The 17,073-nt window shown below is 67.0% G+C and carries 15 protein-coding genes and 6 pseudogenes; 7 read left to right on the forward strand and 14 right to left on the reverse strand.

The window, feature by feature from the left end:
• Positions 1-1,187 precede the first annotated feature (1,187 nt).
• Both OHA03_RS12745 and OHA03_RS12750 read right to left on the reverse strand, forming a co-directional pair.
• Positions 1,188-2,126: a hypothetical protein gene (locus OHA03_RS12745; protein WP_267003750.1), complete on the reverse strand. Its 939-nt coding sequence runs from the start codon at positions 2,124-2,126 to the stop codon at positions 1,188-1,190.
• Between the two features lie 275 nt (positions 2,127-2,401).
• Positions 2,402-2,581 (reverse strand): annotated as a pseudogene (locus OHA03_RS12750) (hypothetical protein); the annotation flags it as partial.
• A gap of 205 nt (positions 2,582-2,786) precedes the next feature.
• Here OHA03_RS12750 and OHA03_RS12755 point away from each other — a divergent pair.
• The 3 genes and pseudogenes from OHA03_RS12755 to OHA03_RS12765 all read left to right on the forward strand — a co-directional run.
• Positions 2,787-2,873, forward strand: a pseudogene (locus tag OHA03_RS12755) (AAA family ATPase); the annotation flags it as partial.
• Between the two features lie 146 nt (positions 2,874-3,019).
• Positions 3,020-3,551 (forward strand): annotated as a pseudogene (locus OHA03_RS12760) (SigE family RNA polymerase sigma factor).
• Between the two features lie 19 nt (positions 3,552-3,570).
• The gene (locus tag OHA03_RS12765) at positions 3,571-4,557 is read left to right on the forward strand and encodes a hypothetical protein (RefSeq protein WP_267003752.1); all 987 of its coding nucleotides are present in this window, start codon (positions 3,571-3,573) and stop codon (positions 4,555-4,557) included.
• 75 nt (positions 4,558-4,632) lie between these two features.
• Here the strand turns inward: OHA03_RS12765 and OHA03_RS12770 are convergent, their stop codons facing one another.
• Together OHA03_RS12770 and OHA03_RS12775 are read right to left on the reverse strand one after the other, a co-directional pair.
• Positions 4,633-4,779, reverse strand: a complete 147-nt coding sequence (locus tag OHA03_RS12770) for a hypothetical protein (protein ID WP_267003755.1) — start codon at positions 4,777-4,779, stop codon at positions 4,633-4,635.
• Between the two features lie 289 nt (positions 4,780-5,068).
• Complete coding sequence (locus OHA03_RS12775) at positions 5,069-5,236, reverse strand: hypothetical protein (protein WP_267003757.1); 168 nt, start codon at positions 5,234-5,236, stop codon at positions 5,069-5,071.
• A 77-nt stretch (positions 5,237-5,313) separates the two neighbouring features.
• Between OHA03_RS12775 and OHA03_RS12780 the strand changes: the two are divergent.
• Positions 5,314-6,317: pseudogene (locus OHA03_RS12780) on the forward strand (IS5 family transposase).
• 167 nt (positions 6,318-6,484) lie between these two features.
• On the opposite strand, the gene OHA03_RS12785 reads toward OHA03_RS12780, so the two are convergent.
• From OHA03_RS12785 to OHA03_RS12805, 5 genes are all read right to left on the reverse strand, one after another.
• Entirely contained in the window at positions 6,485-7,711 is a 1,227-nt protein-coding gene (locus OHA03_RS12785) for a PP2C family protein-serine/threonine phosphatase (protein ID WP_267003759.1), read from the reverse strand.
• A gap of 438 nt (positions 7,712-8,149) precedes the next feature.
• Positions 8,150-8,284: a hypothetical protein gene (locus OHA03_RS12790; protein WP_267003761.1), complete on the reverse strand. Its 135-nt coding sequence runs from the start codon at positions 8,282-8,284 to the stop codon at positions 8,150-8,152.
• Positions 8,285-8,409: 125 nt separating this feature from the next.
• A complete protein-coding gene (locus tag OHA03_RS12795; RefSeq protein WP_030609318.1) occupies positions 8,410-8,631 on the reverse strand; it encodes a helix-turn-helix transcriptional regulator in 222 nt (73 codons plus the stop codon).
• Positions 8,631-9,122: a DUF2975 domain-containing protein gene (locus OHA03_RS12800; RefSeq protein WP_267003767.1), complete on the reverse strand. Its 492-nt coding sequence runs from the start codon at positions 9,120-9,122 to the stop codon at positions 8,631-8,633. Before OHA03_RS12800 ends, OHA03_RS12795 begins: the two co-directional genes overlap by 1 nt.
• A gap of 461 nt (positions 9,123-9,583) precedes the next feature.
• On the reverse strand, positions 9,584-9,880 hold the full coding sequence (locus OHA03_RS12805) for a hypothetical protein (protein ID WP_267003769.1): 297 nt from the start codon (positions 9,878-9,880) through the stop codon (positions 9,584-9,586).
• A gap of 307 nt (positions 9,881-10,187) precedes the next feature.
• Between OHA03_RS12805 and OHA03_RS12810 the strand changes: the two genes are divergently transcribed.
• Positions 10,188-11,027, forward strand: coding sequence for a DUF5707 domain-containing protein (locus tag OHA03_RS12810; protein WP_267003771.1), 840 nt, complete (start codon positions 10,188-10,190; stop codon positions 11,025-11,027).
• A 79-nt stretch (positions 11,028-11,106) separates the two neighbouring features.
• Here OHA03_RS12810 and OHA03_RS12815 read toward each other — a convergent pair.
• A pseudogene (locus OHA03_RS12815) lies at positions 11,107-11,343 on the reverse strand (hypothetical protein); the annotation flags it as partial.
• 25 nt (positions 11,344-11,368) lie between these two features.
• Positions 11,369-11,506: pseudogene (locus tag OHA03_RS12820) on the reverse strand (site-specific integrase); the annotation flags it as partial.
• 126 nt (positions 11,507-11,632) lie between these two features.
• Between OHA03_RS12820 and OHA03_RS12825 the strand changes: the two are divergent.
• Positions 11,633-12,697, forward strand: a complete 1,065-nt coding sequence (locus OHA03_RS12825; RefSeq protein WP_267003773.1) for a PP2C family protein-serine/threonine phosphatase — start codon at positions 11,633-11,635, stop codon at positions 12,695-12,697.
• Between the two features lie 546 nt (positions 12,698-13,243).
• Here the strand turns inward: OHA03_RS12825 and OHA03_RS12830 are convergent.
• Positions 13,244-13,714 carry a hypothetical protein gene (locus tag OHA03_RS12830; protein WP_267003775.1) on the reverse strand — a complete coding sequence of 157 codons (471 nt, stop codon included), beginning with the start codon at positions 13,712-13,714 and terminating at the stop codon, positions 13,244-13,246.
• A gap of 353 nt (positions 13,715-14,067) precedes the next feature.
• On the opposite strand from OHA03_RS12830, the gene OHA03_RS12835 reads away from it, so the two are divergent.
• Entirely contained in the window at positions 14,068-14,574 is a 507-nt protein-coding gene (locus OHA03_RS12835) for an RDD family protein (RefSeq protein WP_267003777.1), read from the forward strand.
• Between the two features lie 287 nt (positions 14,575-14,861).
• Here the strand turns inward: OHA03_RS12835 and OHA03_RS12840 are convergent, their stop codons facing one another.
• Positions 14,862-15,248, reverse strand: a complete 387-nt coding sequence (locus OHA03_RS12840; protein ID WP_267003779.1) for a hypothetical protein — start codon at positions 15,246-15,248, stop codon at positions 14,862-14,864.
• A 1,179-nt stretch (positions 15,249-16,427) separates the two neighbouring features.
• Positions 16,428-16,874, reverse strand: coding sequence for a hypothetical protein (locus OHA03_RS12845; protein ID WP_267003781.1), 447 nt, complete (start codon positions 16,872-16,874; stop codon positions 16,428-16,430).
• Between the last annotated feature and the right edge of the window lie 199 nt (positions 16,875-17,073).

Raw genomic sequence — 17,073 nt, forward strand, 5'->3', positions numbered from 1 at the left:
ACGATGAGGCCAGACCGCAAAGCCTTTGTGCCTCACGGGCCGCTGTCCTGAACCGGCGGACAGCGCTCCGCTGCTTGAGCCCGGCTATAGAGCCTCGCTGACCTTCGTGAGTCAGCGCCCGTAGATGTGGCCGCGTACTAGCGGGTCGTGCTCCAAGATGAAGTCGGATACCTCCCAGAAATCCGACAACCTCGAGTGCTGGAGAGCAAGCCTCGCGATCGAGCTTGGTGCCAAACAGTGGACCGTCGGGGTGCGCGAGCCCGGCAGTCACCAAGGTCGAAGCCGGGGTGTTCTGCCCAGCCACTGGACCGACGCGGCAGGCGAACGAAACGTGATCGGCCCGCTGTTCAGCTCCAGCACCCCAGGTCCCGAAGATCACGTCGATCCAGGCATCGTGATCCCTGTCCTTGTGGTGGTAGCAGTTCGCGAAGTAGACGGCATACGCCGCACCGCCAGCGTGGATGAAGTTCCACGCCCGTTCAATCGGAGCTTGGCAGCAGTCACACTGGGACTCGCGGGTCTGCCGGTCCGGGCCAAAGGTCAGTGACATGCCGGACATCATGCGACACGATCGATCACCCCGAAGCAGGAGCTGTTGCTGTGCCCCATCCATGCCCGACCGGACGGGAAGCCACGGGGAACAGCGGTCGCCGACGGGCACCGGTTAGCAGAACGGCCCCTGACCGAGTTGCCTGGTCAGGAGCCGTTTACCTGCGGTGGGTGTGGGATTTGAACCCACGGTGACATCGCTGCCACGACAGTTTTCAAGACCGATCCGTCAGGTCAGCGCTTGGCCCCGTGACCTCGGACTACGCTCCAAAGTGGTCTGACCGACCGTCATCTTGGCCACAGGTGCGCACTCCTTCTCTGCGGCCCAGATGCCGTCTTGGGTGGCGCACGCATTCCAACTCTGCACGGCCCCTTTCGTCCTGCGTCACGGTCGTCCGTGGGCCGGTCCCCTGAACTGCCTGCAGGAGAGCTGAACGGCCGCGAACGGCGACGAATGAGACTGTCCGTGAGACTGCTTGCCCGCTCGGCCGGCAGTCGAGACCTCGCAGCACGTTCAACTCAGGACGCGTGGGCTGACACCCGCTTCGGGAGCGAGATGCGGCCATGCTCTTGGAGGCCGGCCCCTGCCGCGGCCGCGCGCCACATGACCACGGTCGGGTTGTCGTGCCGGGGGACCGCTACTGAACGGCGACGTAGTCACCCGTGGCCTTGACGGCCGGGGTGGTGGAGGTGCCGAGGAAGGAGTAGCGCCAGTAGCCCGAGTAGGTGGCGGTGTACGTGGTCTTCAGCGAGCCCGTGGAGGACGACGTGACCGTCTTCAGGTAGGTCGTCGGGTACGACGACGAGCTGCTCTTGCGGAACTGCAGCTTCACCGGCTGGACGGTGTAGCCGGCGTACTTGTGGGTGTCCCAGTTCGCGCGGGTCAGGGCGCCCGTAATGGTGAGCGTGCCGCCCTTCTTCACCGGCTCCGGCGACGCGTTGACCGTGAGCTTGGAGTAGCGCTGGAGGGCGTTGGAGGACACGGCGTCCTGGTACGCGGTGCCGACCTTGCTCCAGTCGGCGTTCGGGTCGTTGGGGTCCTGGCCGTTGTAGGCGATGGCGAACGCCTCGCCGGTCCAGTGGGCACCGGCGTCGGTGTTGGTCAGCTCCTCCTGCGGGTTGATGTCGATGCTGCCCTTGCAGTTCGCGACGGTCGACGAGGCGGCCGTGCAGGTCGCCGGAACGTCGCCGAACAGGAAGTTCCCGTCGTCCGTGTTGCGGTAGAGGTCGATGCCCGAGACGAAGTCGTCGGCGGTGGGGTCCGCGTCCGAGCCGTGGGTGAAGGTGAAGCTGTACGAGACGTGGACCGTGTTGGTGGTGCCGACGACGATCGCCGACTTGCTGCTGTTCACCTCGATGTTCGAGAAGGTGGCGTTCAGCTCGTACGGGTCGCCGGAGTCGGCGGCCGTCAGCGAGCGGGCCTGCATGCCCGACTGGTGGCCCGAGGCCTGCTGCGCGAGCTTATGGGCCTGCGCCAGGCCCGTTCCGTCGGTCGCCTGCGCGGCCGGCACGGCGAAAGCGGCCAGGGCGAGAGCGCCGGAGACCGTCGCGGCGGCCAGGGTGGCACGTATGCGCATGTGTTCCCCATGTGGAGAAGGGGTCCCGCGGTGCAGAAGTCGTCACGCGGGGCCCAAGTGATCTAGGAGTCTGTTGGCTCGCGTGATTCTGACCTGTGTCCCCGGCGACGGTTATACGGCAGGTGAATGCTTTGCGCACGCTTTGCCAAGCCGCACCGGCCTTTGCCAACGTCACACCGGCCTTTGCCAACGTCACACCGGATGCATACAGACCCGCGGTCCGGCGTCTGTCGAACCAGCGCTCCCGGGCCCAGCCCGGTCAGGCCTCTGCGCGATCAGCGTCTTGCTGCCCTTGGCGTGGCTGTGTCTGGCTGCCCGTGTGCGCCAGCGTTGATGTCAGCCGGAGCCGTGCCAACGGCCAGTAGGTGCGAGCCGGCGGCGAGCAACTCCGCGTACGGCCCTGCCATCCGCGCTGCCGCCATGGCAGAGGCAATCAGCTCATCCGTGGGCCCGTCGTCTCCGGCCAAGGCGCGCGTGCTGCGCGAGACCCTGCGGGCCGAGCGTGCGGACGGACCGGTTGAGGCGGCGGCCTGATGGCCACGCTCCCCGCATACGCGTGGCACCTGGCCCCGGACGGATATGCGACCCGCCGCCAACTCCGTTCGATGGGGCTACGGCCGGGCGGGCAGGACGTCGCCGCCGAACTGAAGCGCCCGCGTCGTCGGCGCGGCCATCGTCGACCGCCTCACCTCCAACGGCACCATCATCGAGACCGGCACCGACTCCTACCGCCTCGCCACCACCTGAGCCCGAGCCCTTCGCCACTTTCGCCCGAAGGTGGAACGGCGGAACGAATTACCCCGCTCCGCCAGTGACAAGGTGAACCGTCCATGGCGTCTTAGGGGTGAGAGCGGCTCGCGAGAGCGCGACCGGAAGGGGAGGACACGGATCGCATGGGCGCGTTCGGCGTCAGACACGAGGGCCGGCTGGCGGAGTTCCAGGAGTTCGCGAGCACGGCCGGCCCCTGGCTCTTCCGTACGGCGCTGCTGCTGACCGGCGGGGACTGGCACCAGGCGGAGGATCTGGTGCAGACGGCGCTGGCCAGGGCCTTCGCCTCCTGGGGACGAGTGCGGCGCGCGGACAACCGGGACGCCTACGTCCGCACCGTCCTGGTCCGCGTCCACCTCTCGCAACGACGGCTGCGGCGCAGCACGGAGCGGCCTGTCGAGGCGGTGCCCGACAGTGCATTGGACGTTCATGGCGACCCGGCCCTGCGCGTGGCGCTGCTCGCGGCCCTGGCCCAGCTATCGCCCAAGGACCGGGCAGGCCGTGCTGGTGCTGCGCTACTGGGAGGACCGCAGCGTCGAGCAGACCGCCTCGGAACTCGGCCTGCGGCCGGGCACGGTGCGCAATCGCAGCATGGCCGCGCTGGCCAGGCTCCGCGAACTGCTCGGCAGCGAGCGCGAGTCGCTCACCACGATCTGAGAGAGGGGCAGGGACGGACATGAAGTTGGACGAGCACGAACTCAACAGGGTCATGGGGGAAGCCGTCGGCGATGTGCGACCGCCGACGCACGCCCTGGTCGACGGTGCGACGCGCCAGGGCAGGCGGATGCGCAGCCGACGCCGGATCGCGGTCGGCGCGGGCGTGCTAGCGGTCGGCGCGGGCGTGCTAGCGGTCGCCGGGATGGTGGCGGGAGCGTCGCTGTTCGGCGCCTACTTCCCGACGTATACGGACGGTGTGGAGACGCTTTCGGCAGGGTCAGGCGCCAAGCCGGGCAAGGTGACAATCCCCGACTTCTCGAAACTGCCGAAGAATCCGCAGCCGCCGGCCGGGACAGAGCGGATCACGGGGCGGGCGACCGTGCAGACGCTGAAAGAGCTGATGCCCCAGGAACGGACCTCGGGGTACGAGAGCCAGCAGGGTCCCCCGATGGCATATGAGGTCTTCGGTCGGCTCAACACCGAGGGCTGGCCGGCCGGGGCGGAGGTGCAGGTCAATCTGCAGCCGACCTTCGGGCGCGACATGTTCGTCCAGCACCGCGGGGCAGAGCTGGCTCACAGCTTGAAAGGGTTCTACTCCTGCGAACACCGCGTGCCGGAGGACGGGAAGATGTCCGCCTGCCGGGTCTCCAACCTGCGCGACGGCTCGGTACTGATGGTGTACGAGGACCGGTCCGGGCTGCTGCTGAGGCGGCACGCGGATCTGCTCCGTACGGACGGCACGCGGGTCGTCGTGGGCACGTCCAACGGCGCGGACACCCAGGACGGGCCCGTCGTCGATCTCCACCCGCCACTGAGTCTGAACGAGTTGCGCTCGATCGTGACGAGTTCGCGCTGGCAGTACTTCGTAGACCCACAGGTCAACGAGAAGGCGAAAAGTCTCAAGCCGCACACGGACAGGAGCCAGCAGATCCCGGCCGACGGCTCGATTCCCACCGACGACTCCCGGGGCACCACGGCGAAGCCGTCCAGCTCAACCAGGCACTGATGGTCCCAGAGGCGGACCACGCCGATCACGGCGATCGCGGGGCGGTCGCGCCCGCCAACCGCCTTCAGATGAAACTCAGTTCGACTGCCTGGGGCGTTGGTCAGCGACATGCGTGGCGTAGACGGTGTCACGGGCGAGGTCCTGCGGGACCACGTCGGCGGCCGCGCGGACGGCGAGGAGATGAGCGAGCGCCTTCTCGAACTGCTCGGGCAGCGTCCCCACGACGGCCTTGCCGGGTGTCCTCCGCGGTGTCGATCGCCACCAGGCGCTCGCGGAGATCTGCGAGAGAGTCCACTTCCGGCGCCGGGGCGAGGTGCTTGCGACGGAAGCGGTGCCCTCGGTGCTCGACCCCGCCCTTCTCGTTCGATCGGTATCCGTGCAGGCCAGAGCGCCCTCAGCGGGACGTCTTCTCAGGATTCCCAAGCTCAGAGCGCGAGTTCGATTCTCGTCACCCGCTCCATGAAAAAGCCCCAGGCCATCGGCCCGGGGCTTCTTTGTTGTCCAGACCACATTAGGCGTCGCGTGCCCGTTCCGTGCCCGATGCCTGATCGTCAGGCACAATCACAGCCTTCTCCCGCTCGGCGCGGACGCGGGCGTCGATCCCGTTGGCCACCTCCCGCTGACGCTCCACCTCCTCGCTCCGCTCGTCGCGCGCTCCCCGGCTACGCCGGTCGCGCAACTAGGGTGCGTATCGAGTCGTGATCAATCTGCGGGATTCGCCCTCGCGGCGGCGCCTGGACCGGTAGATGTTCTTGCATGACGCGAGTGCAACTGGCGGACACGGATTGGGAGTTCATCGAGCCGTACCTGCCCATCGGCGAGTACGGCCCGTATCCCGAGCGGCTTCGGCAGCAGTTCGAGGGCGTGATCTGGCGGTTCAAGACGGGCGGGCAGTGGCGGGAGATGCCGAAGGAGTTCGGTGCCTGGTCGACCGTCCACAACCGCTTCCGGCAGTGGCGTGACGCGGGGGTCTTCGAGGCCCTGCTGGAGGGCCTGATCGCGGAAGCCGCGAAGCGGGGCGAGGTAGACCTGTCCCTGGTCAGCGTCGACTCCACCACCGCGCGGGCTCACCACGACGCCGCCGGGATGCATCTGGAACAGGACGTCGTCGCCGCGCTGGAGAAGGCCGCCGCCGAGGAGGAGAAGGCCAGATCAAAGGGGGCGGCCTCGAAGAACAAACCGGGCCGGACACAGAATCCGATCCCGAGCGGGAAGAGCGACGACGCATCCGGCGTCGCCGAAAACTCCGACTGAAGGCCGCCCTCCTCGGACGCTCCAGAGGTGGGCAGACCAGCAAGGTCCACCTTGCCGCCGACCGCAAGTGCCGCCCGCTGGCGTTCGTCCTGACCGCGGGACAGGCCGCCGACAGCCCGCAGTTCATCCCCGTGCTGGGTAAGATACGGGTCCGCGGGCCCGTCGGCCGCCCCCGCACCCGGCCGGACGCGGTCGCCGGGGACAAGGCCTACTCGTCCCGCGGTAACCGGGCCCACCTGCGGAAACGCCACATCAAGGCAGTCATCCCGGAGAAGAAGGACCAGGCCGCCAATCGGACGAAGAAGGGCAGCAGGGGCGGCCGGCCCGTCAGTCACGACGCGGACCTCTACAAAGAGCGGAACACCGTCGAACGCCTGATCAACAAGCTCAAGGCCTGGCGAGGCATCGCCACCCGCTACGACAAGACACCGGACAGCTACCTCGCCGGCCTCCACCTGCGCGCCTCGATGATCTGGATCAAAGACCTCACCCGGACCACCCATTGATCACGACTCGATACGCGCCCTAGGGCGAGAGAGCCTGGACTAGGGGAAACGGAAGGCCCAAGAACATGCCTCCGGCGGGGGCGCTCAGACTCCGCAGCCGAATGCGGATTGCCTTCGAGCTGTAGCCCTTGTCGCCGATGGCGTGATCGGGCCTGACGCGCGGGCACTCAGTCAAGGACCGCGAGGGGGTCGGCAGCGCCTCCGTGCCACTCGATCATGAAGAGGGTGGCGTCGTCGCTGGTGCGCCCACGCCGTTCCCACTTCAGCGTGTGGGAGAGCCGGCGCAGATCCGCCCGCAGCCCTTGCGGAGGCTCCTCCCCCAGGCGGTTCACGCAGCGGATGAGGCGTTCCTCGCCGAACTGCTCCCCGCCGTTGACGTGTTCCTCGATGATGCCGTCGGTGTAGCACAGCACCCGGTCGCCCTGCTGAAGCGTGTGCTCTCTGATCCGGGGCTCCTCACCACCGAAGCCGACGGGCAGCGTCGTCGCGCTCTCCAGCTGCTGCACGACCCGGCCGTCGCGGATCAGCAGCGGCGCGGGGTGGCCCGCGTTGACCAGTGCCATCTCACCGGTGGCGATGTTCACATGCATCAGCTGCGCCGTGACGAAGTGGTCGGGCCCGAACTGCCGCGAGATGGCATCGTCCATGGCCGCGTACTTCTCGGCCAGGCTGATGCCCACGCGCCGGGCATGCCGGTAGGCGCCGATGGCCACGGTCGCCATCGTGGCAGCGTCCAGGCCGTGGCCCATCGCGTCGATCACGGCCGCGTGCAGGATGTTGTCGTTGAGGGCGTAGTCGAAGCTGTCACCGGCGATGCGGTAGGCGGGCTCCAGGATGCCGGCCACCTCGACCTGCGGCACGGACATCGACATCGGCGGCAGCAGGCTCCACTGGATCTCCGCGGACACGCTCATCGGCTCACGCCGCCGGGCCCGGAAGAACTGGTCGGTGTAGGCGCCCTTGGTGACCAGCATGTCGGCGACCAGGCCGGAGAGCCGACTCAGCAGCCGCCGGTCGTCGTCGCCGACGGCGTCCAGCGTGAGGGCCAACACGCCCACCGTGTCACTGCCGTCCAGCAGCGGCAGGTACATCCGGACGCCCGAGGGGCTCTGCGACACCTCGACGACGGCCCCGCGCAGGAAGGCCCGGCCGGCGGGGGAATCGATGATCGGCTCGGGCTGGCTGACATGCAGTTTCCTGCCCGGCAGCGGCACCAGCAGCTCCTGCGCGTAGTCCTGGAGCAGGATGGAGACGTCACGACCTCCGATCCTGGCCACCTCCTCCGCGACCAGCGGGGCGATCAGCTGCGGCGGCAGCAGCCGTGCCCTGTCCAGCAGCAGACCGAGCAGCCGCTCGCCAAAACCCTCCGACCGATCCACGCTCTCCTCGCCCATGGCCGGAATGCCACCTCCTTCCTGCCACCGCCCCGGTCCCGCCTCCGCACAACGTGACCGGATACGCCCGCCCGATCGGCTCATTACGCCAAGCGCGGCATGTCGGCCCATGTCGTCGGCGGTCCGCGGTTCACTCGGAGCTATGAGCAAGGCTGGACAACCCCGAGGCCTCCCGCACAGGTAGGCCGCTGAGAGGGAAGCGCCGTTGGTGCTTCCCTCTCAGCTGTTCATCAACCGATGGTTTCCGGCGCGTCGGCGTGCGCGGTCGGGGACATGAGCAGGGGTGCGGCCAGGGCGGCTGCTGTCAGCGAGGCGGCGCTTGAGCCGGACGGCCCGGCGGGCGCCGGGAAAGAGCAGGCTGTTCACCGTGCACACCTTGATGCGGCGGATCTCGCCGCGGCCGTGGCCGGTGTCGCAGGTGCGGTCCTGCAGCGGGATCTACTTCCAGGGAAGGGACTTGAGCTGCTTGTGGAGCTTCTTCTGGTTCCCTTTCACGGTCACGATGCAGTGAGCGCCTCGGCCGAGCAGGTAGTTGGCGTGCTCGCGCTGGGTGTGCGTGGCGTCGCTGGTCACGACCACACCCGCCAGGTCGGCGAGGGTCTCCAGCAGAGGCTGGAAGCGGGTGATCGTCCATGCGGTCCGCGTGCCGTGTCACGGGCCGGCGGTGCCAGGCGTTTTGACGCCCGCCCTGGGGCGCGTCATCCGCCCGCGGCGTCCTCGGCCTCCCAGCGCAGCAGGTCGCCCGGCTGGCACTTGAGCACCTCGCAGAGCGCGGCGAGCGTCGCGAAGCGCACCGCCTTGGCACGGCCGTTCTTGAGCACCGCCAGGTTGGCGGGCGTGATCCCTACGCGGTCCGCGAGCTCGCCCACGGACATCTTCCGCCTGGCCAGCATCACGTCGATGTCGACGGTGATCGGCATCAGATCACCTCGTCCAACTCGGCCTGCATCTTCGCCGCTTCGACATCGCGCGCGACGGCCTGGGCGAGCAGCATCCGCAGCACGAGCACCATGAGCGCGACCCCCAGGATGGCCACGCCAACCCCGCCCATGATGACGGTGACGCCCGGGTCGTCCCGCTGGCCCGGCGCATTGAGGGCCGTGACCGCGAACCACACGAGGGAAGCCGCCACGATCGCGCCGATCATGACGTCCACGTACCGGAAGGCGGTGTGGGAGAACACGGTTCCGCGTCGCACCATCGTCACCAACCGCCATACGCAGACCAGGGCGACCTGGACCGACACCATGCCCAGGATCGTGATGATGCGCAGCGGGGTCAGCGGGAGCGACCCGTCCTCCGGGTCACTCCCGCTGACCAACGCCCACACCATCCCTGCCTGCACGAACACGGTGCCGGCCAGCACCACCACGAGCACGGCGCGCAGCGCACCCACTGTCAGCTTTCCCACGGCCCATCCTTCCATCGAGTCACGATGGGAATCTATCGAATTTCGATAGATGAAGCAAGGGCTGATACGGAGGCTGGGCGGCGGTTTCGCGCCGTGGCGGGACGCCGCCGCCCCTCCATGGCATGGCGTTCGCGCGAACCGTCTTGATCTTGACGAAGTCGCCACCCGACTACGCCGAAGCGCTGCGGCAACACCCCCGGATGTTGCAGCCCGGTGGCGAAGCCGCCCCTCGTGGGTCGCGGGCGCCGGAGACCACGGTAAACAGCGGTCGACCCCACCGTGGTGCGAAGCCAACATAGGACGGTATCTGTGCAGGCCAGAGCGCCCACAGCGGGACGTCTTCTCAGGATTCCCAAGTTCAGAGCGCGAGTTCGATTCTCGCCACCCGCTCCAGCAGGAAGCTCCAGGCCAGCGGCCCGGGCTTCCTGCTGTCTAAAGGTCGTCCCACAATGACGGCGGAACTACTGGCTCACCAGCGCCAGCGCTGACTGGTCTTCGCGGACCGCTGGGTCGGGAACGACGAGCGCGGTCTCGGACTCGGTCGGGGTTTCCTTCTGGGCCTCTTCGACGATCGCCATGTCCTCGCTGGGGATCGCATCACTGGCCGAGGAGCCGCTGTTCTCCGCAGCGTCCACGACGGTATCCACGATCTCGCCGATGGCGGCCTGAGACACGTCCTGTGGACTGTCCACGACGACCGGCTCCGAGGCGGCGATCACTTCGTCCGTAGCCGGGTCCGTGAGCGTTACGGCGACCACGCTCGGGCGACTACGTCGACGTGCAGTAACTCGACGTCCATCAAGTCGACGTGCAATATTCAGTAACCCGTAATCTGTAATTCCCGATTCGTTACCCATAGTCGGTTAATGGCTACGGGTAACGGACTCCGTAATAACCCGCATAAACGCGTACTCGAAAAAATTTCACGGAATCGCACAACCATTCAATGGTGCCCCACGTCTGATCAGTGGAGTCAGCAGGCTCCAGAGACTGACTGGATCGGGCGCCGCGGAAGCATGCAACAGAGCTGTCCCGTGCGCCCCTTTTTCAGACGTGGGGAAACACATGCGCATTCGTGCCTCTGTCGCCGCCGTGACAGGCGCCCTGGCCCTCTCCGCCCTCGCCGTCCCGGCGGCCCAGGCGGATGACAGCAACACCGTCTCCTCGTTCACGCAGAGCGTCGAGACCGACGCGGCGATCGACCCGGCCGACGACGTCAGCGGAGACACCACGATCTCGAACGTGGTCGTAAACGGCGGCAAGGCCGTCGTCATGGGTGCGACCACGAAGAAGACCTTCACGGTCAGCTTCACCGCCACGGACGACTCGGGCATCGAATGGGCGACCGCGGTGCTGTGGCACGGTTCGACCTTCGACAACCTCGACGGCGGCGTGGTGCCCAACGAGGACGAGGCCGTCTGCACCAAGGTCAACGACACGACCTCCACCTGCAAGCACACCTTCACTGTCGACGCCGACTACGACCTGCTGAACAAGCTGGCCGGCGGCTGGAAGGTCTGGGCGATCGCTCAGGGCACGGACGCTGACTACGTCCAGAAGGACAACGCCAAGGCTTTCAGCCTGCAGCGCATGTCGAAGCTGACGGTCAACGCGTCCCCGGAGCCGGTGGTGAAGGGCAAGACCATCACGGTCACCGGCGCGCTGACCCGTGCCGACTGGGAGTCGAACAAGTACGTAGGCCTCAGCGGCCAGTCGGTGGTGCTGCAGTTCCGCAAGGCGGGCACCACCAACTACACCAACGTCAAGGGCATCAAGTCGACCACGGGCGGCGCGCTGAAGACCACGGTCACGGCGTCCACCGACGGCTATTACCGCTTCACCTACGCGGGTATCGCGTCCACCGCGACGGTCAGCGCCGCGGGTGACTACGTCGACGTGAAGTAAGTCGGCGTGAAGTAAGCCGGCGTGAAGTAAGCCAACGTGAAGTAGCCCATAGCCCCGTAGACGCGGGGCCCGTAACGGATTAACGGATTTCCGCGGGAAAGCGGCGGTCGACCCACCTCCACACGAGCTCCAGGGTGGCCGCCGCCGCCACCACGGCGATACCCACCGCGACCCACGGCTTCGTCACCCCGACCAGCTTCAGCGCGAAGAAGTCCTGAAGCCAGGGCACGGCGAGCACCAGCAGGAACGCCACGCCCATCGCGGCGACGAGGCAGATTCGCCACCAGGTGTACGGCCGGGCGATGATCACGAGCACTGCGCGTCCGGTAGGGCGCGGGCGCCCGCTTGCCCGCATCAGACTTGGTGTCGCCCGGTGCCCGCCGACCGGTGGTGAGTTCGGGCTCGGCGGTCCGCACCCAGATGCCGACGTTCTCCAGGTCCACGTCACGACGGCGCATCGCGGCCTGTTCCTCCGGACGGGAACACGGCGTAGGCGAGTCGGGTGCCGTGGAGAGTGGGGCGGAGAGTGGGCGGTTAGCCTGAGCTGACCAGGAGCCCAGCAACGTCGGGGGTTACACGTGGCAAGGCTGGGAGCGTGGAAGTGGGTGGGGAAGCGGGGCCGCCTGCTGCCGGCCATCCTGCTTCTCATTGCCGCATTGATTGACCTCAGCACGCCTCGCACCGTCAGCGCTGCGGCCCTCTATGCGGCTGCGATCTTGGCGGCCGCTGCACTGCTGTCTCTGCGGGGCACCGTTCTCACGGGGGTGTTTGCGCTCCTCATCGACTGGATGATGTTCCGGCTTTTCGGCTATCGCCGGAGTGCGATCGAGATCAGCGAGCTGATCATGGTTGCGACAGTGACCGTGATCGCGGGCTTCCTCAATCGCGTCTTGTACCACCGGAAAATGCAGCTGGAGTCTGTACGTGACATTGCCGCGGCTGTTCAGCATGCTGTCCTGCCACGCCCTCCGGACGGAATCGGTCCGCTGCGCTTTGCCGCACGTTACGAGGCTGCTCAGGCGGATGCGCAGATCGGCGGAGACCTCTACGCAGTGGTCGACACTCCGTTCGGCGTGCGCTGCGTGATCGGCGATGTGCGTGGCAAGGGGATAGGGGCAGTCAGGGCGGTCGCGCTCAGCATCGGGACTTTTCGGGAGGCAGCCCTGCACGAGCCCACCTTGACCGGTCTCGTGGAACGGCTGGAGCAGGCCCTCGTCCTCGAGGCTCAGCAGTCGGGGAACCTGACCGAGCTCGAAGGGTTCGTCACAGGCGTATTGGTCGAGTTCCCCCGGCGGGGAAACAAAGTTCGGTTGGTCAACCGCGGCCACCCGGCGCCCCTGCTCATCGTGGGAGACACGGTGCAGTATGTCGAGCCCGGTAGGCGAAGTTTGCCCCTGGGCTTGGGGGCCCTCGACGCCGTCCCTGAGTGCGTCGACACGGTGACGTTCCCCGAAGGGGCCACTCTGCTGCTCTACACCGATGGCCTCATCGAAGCCCGGGACGAGACGGGTACCTTCTACGACCCTATCGGCAAGTGCACGGGGCATCGCTATGCCGACCCGGACGCTCTTCTTGACGCTCTGATTGCCGACCACTGCCGACACACCGGTGGCCGGAGAACTGATGACATGGCGCTGCTGGCCATCACCCATGCACCCAGCAACTCATGACCGATGAACGCCCCGGATACAGCCGTCATGGACGATCGTTGATCGAACTTGTAAGGCGGCGGTCGAAGGCCGGTAGCACGGCGTACCGCTTGCCCGCCTCGGACTTGGTGTCCCCCACGGCGCGCTCCCGGGGTAGGTGCGGTACAGCAGTGCCGTACCGCAACATTGCGGCGAGCTTCGCGACGGCGTGGCTGGTGCCCGCCTTCCGTGGCCAGAGCCTGCTCATGGTGGCTGGCGCCGTGCTGATTTGGCGGGCCCGGGGCTGGGGACATCGGGAAACGACCCGAGCGAAGTGATTCTGTGCTGACGTGAGCCTGGACCGTCTCGGGGCCGTGAAAGGACGCTCAACGATGACCAACGCTGACAACTGCCAACAGATCAGCAGCAGCTCACAGCGTAGATCCATGACGGACCGCAGGTCGGAAACCCGGCAGGTCACTTCTTTCGGCTCCTGAGTTCACCCCATCGAAGTCGCTTGACTCGACGTCGTCCTTACCTGAGACCAAGGTGCAAGCCCTGCCTCAGCGGAACGGCAGGCCTGAGGCTTCAGCCTGCGAAGCAGCCGAAGTTTTCGTTATCACGGCCCTCGTAGTCCTTCAGCGACTCACCCTTGCCATCGCTGAAGACCACTTGTCCGACCGCGAGCTGATCCGGCCGGAAGGTGAGGAAGCCAGAGACCAGTTCGTCCGAGGTCATGTTCGTCCGCAAGGCGTATGTAGTTCCCGAGTCGAGCTCAGTAGTCAAGGGGAGCCGAGTCGTGAAACCTGTCGGCGCTTCGCCGAGGGGGATACGGTGCAAGACGTGGGCTTCGTCGGCTTCGATGTGCCACAGCAGCTCACCCGGGTCATCCGCGGTACCGTTATGCGCCCACTTGTAGAGACCGACCTCCGCGATCCCGTCGTGCTCAGCACCCGGGCATTCGCGCCAGCCGATCACCGGTTTGGACGCCGCGCCCCCGATGAAGAGCGGGTCGTACTCCGCCCCGCACGCGCTCAGCAGCGAGACAAGCCCCAGCACGACCAACGCTCTCCCCCACCTCATGCTGTGGGAGTCTACGAGCCGGGGGTTCGTAGCGGGCTGGTTCAGGAACAACCCTGCGCCACAACCACGCCAGATTGAGCGGGCTCTCACGCGGAACTCCGGTGGCCGGCAGAGGTAAGGAGCCACCAAACACCACGACCTGCCAGCCGCACTCGGCAATTGAGACTCCGACGCCCTCCATGAGTACGCTCCACCAGCTTGGGCTGACGAGGGCCGGCGATCACGCAAAGTGGCGATGGGGGCTGATATACACTCCGCGCCTGTTCGCCCTGTCCGTGACCGGAGGACGGCTACAAGATCGAAAGTGTGAATGCGGAATGATCGGACGGATGGCATCAGGCGACGATCTCGGTTCCGACCTCGGCTCCTCTTCGCTGCCCTGGATGGTTGTCTCATCCCGTTCGCTGCCCGGCTCCCCGGGGGACCTCGTGCGGCGGGGCATGGCCGTGTTCATCGATCTGGTGATCGCCGTGGCTGTCATTCTCGGCCCGCTGATAGTCCTCGACCGGATCCTCGTGGCGGCCTCGGTGGATGACCTGTGGTTGCCGTCGGCCGCGGCGTGGTCGCTCGCCTTCCTGCTGCTGTATTCGCCACTGAGCGTGTCGCGGTGGGGCGGCACGGTGGGCAAGCGGCTCCTCGGCATGGAGGTCGTGCGGGACGCCGACGGCGGACGGCTCTCCTACGGCGCCGCACTGGCACGCCACCTGAGCAACCTCGCGGTGCACGCGGTCCCGGTATTCATGATCGCCCACGTGACGGTGACCAACCTCAGCCCGAAGAAGCAGGGCCTGCACGACCGACTGGTCAGCAGCAGGGTGGTCATGCGGGGCCGGTAACGGTGCAGCCATGACGGGGCGATCACGAGCAACAACCCGGGCCGGCCGCACAAGCGCTCGCGGGCGGTCCCGAGCGGAGTTCGCATCGAGAGAGGCGGTCCGTGCCACAGACGTGCCGGAAGGAGCGGGGAACCACGAGGACTCCGGAGGCCTGACGATTGCTCAGGCCGGCTGCGGTCACGGCTGGGATCCTGCAGGTCAGTCACGACGTGGCCCAACCTCGCTCCTGGAGCGGGGGTCGCAGTTCGCAGCCCGCTCCGGTCGAGATCATCGCCGGACGGCGTCGCTCACCCTTTCCTCGGGCGGATCAAGGGCACAGACGCCAGTCGCGCCACAGAGGAGACCAGCCCTGGTACGAGGAACCATGCCGGCAGATTCTCCGCCGGCATTCCGATGGAGAGGGCCACCACGGACAGCATCAGCTGCACCGCTGCCACGAAGCAGCCGAACGTCCGGTTCGGAGGCAGCCAGGGCAGCGCGGCCCAGGCGACGGGCAGCAGTAGCCATAGAACGAGCGCGAGAACCATCAATACCTTCAACTTCCAGAGCGCGTCTCTGAGTTGTTGCGCGACCTTTCGGAGGATCGGGCCCGTGCCAGTGGAGCCCGGGCGCTTCCCCTTGCCGGAGACCGAGCGCCAGGGCGACGACCCACCGCGCAACTGCGGAAAGGTCACCTACGAGTGTTCGGAGGTGACCTTTGTCATCCACGGGGGCGGTCGCTGACGACCGGGGTGTCTCCCGAGCAGCCGATCCATGTGGCTCGTGGCTTCGCGCTGCGTGTCCTGCACGATGTGCGCTCCGCTGTAGCGCTCCCTGACGTCGCTGCGAGCTCTCGGCTCGTCATGATGAGAGAAGCCCCGCCTCATAGCGGCACAACGGCCGAACCCCCGGACGCAGTGTCCGGGGGCTTGGGGGCCCGGAGTCGCTGGGCGCGGCGGACGGCCGGGAAAGTGCCGCCCCAGACGTCCCACGCTCACCCCCCTCAAGGACCGATGCCAGTCAGCTGCCGAGAGGGTGGCTCGGAGCGACGGACCAAGTGATGCCGTGCCACTACCGCGCCAGATCCCGCGGGGACTCACGGGGAACTACGGCGACCAGCGCCTCAGATGGGGCCGCCGCTGGACCGCCAGGTGCTTGATCGGGCCGTATCGAAGACAGCGGCCACTCCCGTGCGCGTACACACAGAGCGCGAGCCCGGGTCCCTTACCGGCGGCAAGCATGCCATGCAAAGATCACGCCTGGCGGCCGTCGAGTCGCACACTTGTTGCATGGGGGCTCGCTGTGGATGTCATCGGATGGACCGCGTCGGCCCTGTTTTGGCTCGTGACGTTCGTTCCTGGCATTGCCGCCATCTGCGTCGGATGGGTCCCCCCGTGGTTCAGGAAGACGGTTTCGTCAGCGCGACTTGGAGGCTGGGCGGACATCTGCGCAGGCGTCGGGGGCACGATCATCGTGGGTCCTGTGCACCGCCACTTGGAATCGACGCCAGTGGCAACTTTCGCCACAATCGTGGGCTTCTGCTTCCTCTTCAGTGCCTTCGGCCTCTACCGACGGTCCTACCGGCCGGAGCCATCGGGGGCAGCGGCATACCGGTACACAGCAGCCCCAGCCTTCCAAGCCGGTGCTGTACAGCAGCGAGATACAGCAACCACCGAGCCCACAACCGACACCCACCAGCCTCATACGCCCAACTGACGCAGTTGGCGGGCCCCTGTGACCGCCGTGCCCATAGTTCGCATCTAGGGGCTGTGGGCGCCCCGCATCCGTACTTGCGCGGGGAAGCCGGGGTTGTGTACGTCGACCCGCAAAGCCTCGTCCATCCGCCATCACTCGACGCGCAGCCGCCTGGGCAATCAGTTCGCGGCCTTTGCAGGGAAGCGAACCAGGGGAACCGGCATCAGGCAGAGCGCGAAGACGACCTGCGCCAGGACTGGGACGAAGAGCAGCGCCACGAAGTTCTGGAAGAGCAGGAACCACGTGGGCAGGAGGAGCAGCCCCGCCAGACGGATACGGAATGCCGCCCCCTTGCGCTCGTTGAGCAGCCCGAACAGCAGGATTATCAGCAGCGAGGGGATACCCACAATCAGCCCCACCCAGGCAATGGAGTCGTCCCGCAAGTAGTAGACGGTGTCCTCCCAGTACGAGCGGGTGTGGGGCAGGTAGGACACAAGCTCGTGCTGGCGGGGAGCCGTCAGGGCATAAACGAGCCATGCCGCCACCCAGGTCAGCAGATAGCGACCGGTGGCATCAGCGATGCACACGCCCACACGGCCGAGTCGGCGCCAGGGAGAGGTGATCACGGAGGGCATAGCACATAGTGACATGTCTTTTGAACGCGTTCAAGAAGACCGAGGGGTAGGCCGAGCGGTGATCCGAGTCAAGGGTGCCCGCAGCCTCCGAGCGAGGCCGCACGCCGGCAGGTGGTGAAGAAGGCGATGGCCTCCGTGTGCGGTGGAGGCGTTGAACAACACCGTGGTGAACCATTGGCCAACGCCGTAC

Source organism: Streptomyces sp. NBC_00154 (assembly GCF_026342835.1).
Classification (GTDB): Bacteria; Actinomycetota; Actinomycetes; order Streptomycetales; family Streptomycetaceae; genus Streptomyces.

Excerpts from the sequence above, each read along its gene's own strand:
- OHA03_RS12745 (WP_267003750.1), bottom strand. The coding sequence starts at position 2,126 with ATGCGCATACGTGCCACCCTGGCCGCCGCGACGGTCTCCGGCGCTCTC.
- OHA03_RS12765 (WP_267003752.1), top strand. The coding sequence starts at position 3,571 with ATGAAGTTGGACGAGCACGAACTCAACAGGGTCATGGGGGAAGCCGTC.
- OHA03_RS12785 (WP_267003759.1), bottom strand. The coding sequence starts at position 7,711 with ATGGGCGAGGAGAGCGTGGATCGGTCGGAGGGTTTTGGCGAGCGGCTG.
- OHA03_RS12795 (WP_030609318.1), bottom strand. The coding sequence starts at position 8,631 with ATGCCGATCACCGTCGACATCGACGTGATGCTGGCCAGGCGGAAGATG.
- OHA03_RS12810 (WP_267003771.1), top strand. The coding sequence starts at position 10,188 with ATGCGCATTCGTGCCTCTGTCGCCGCCGTGACAGGCGCCCTGGCCCTC.
- OHA03_RS12835 (WP_267003777.1), top strand. The coding sequence starts at position 14,068 with ATGGCATCAGGCGACGATCTCGGTTCCGACCTCGGCTCCTCTTCGCTG.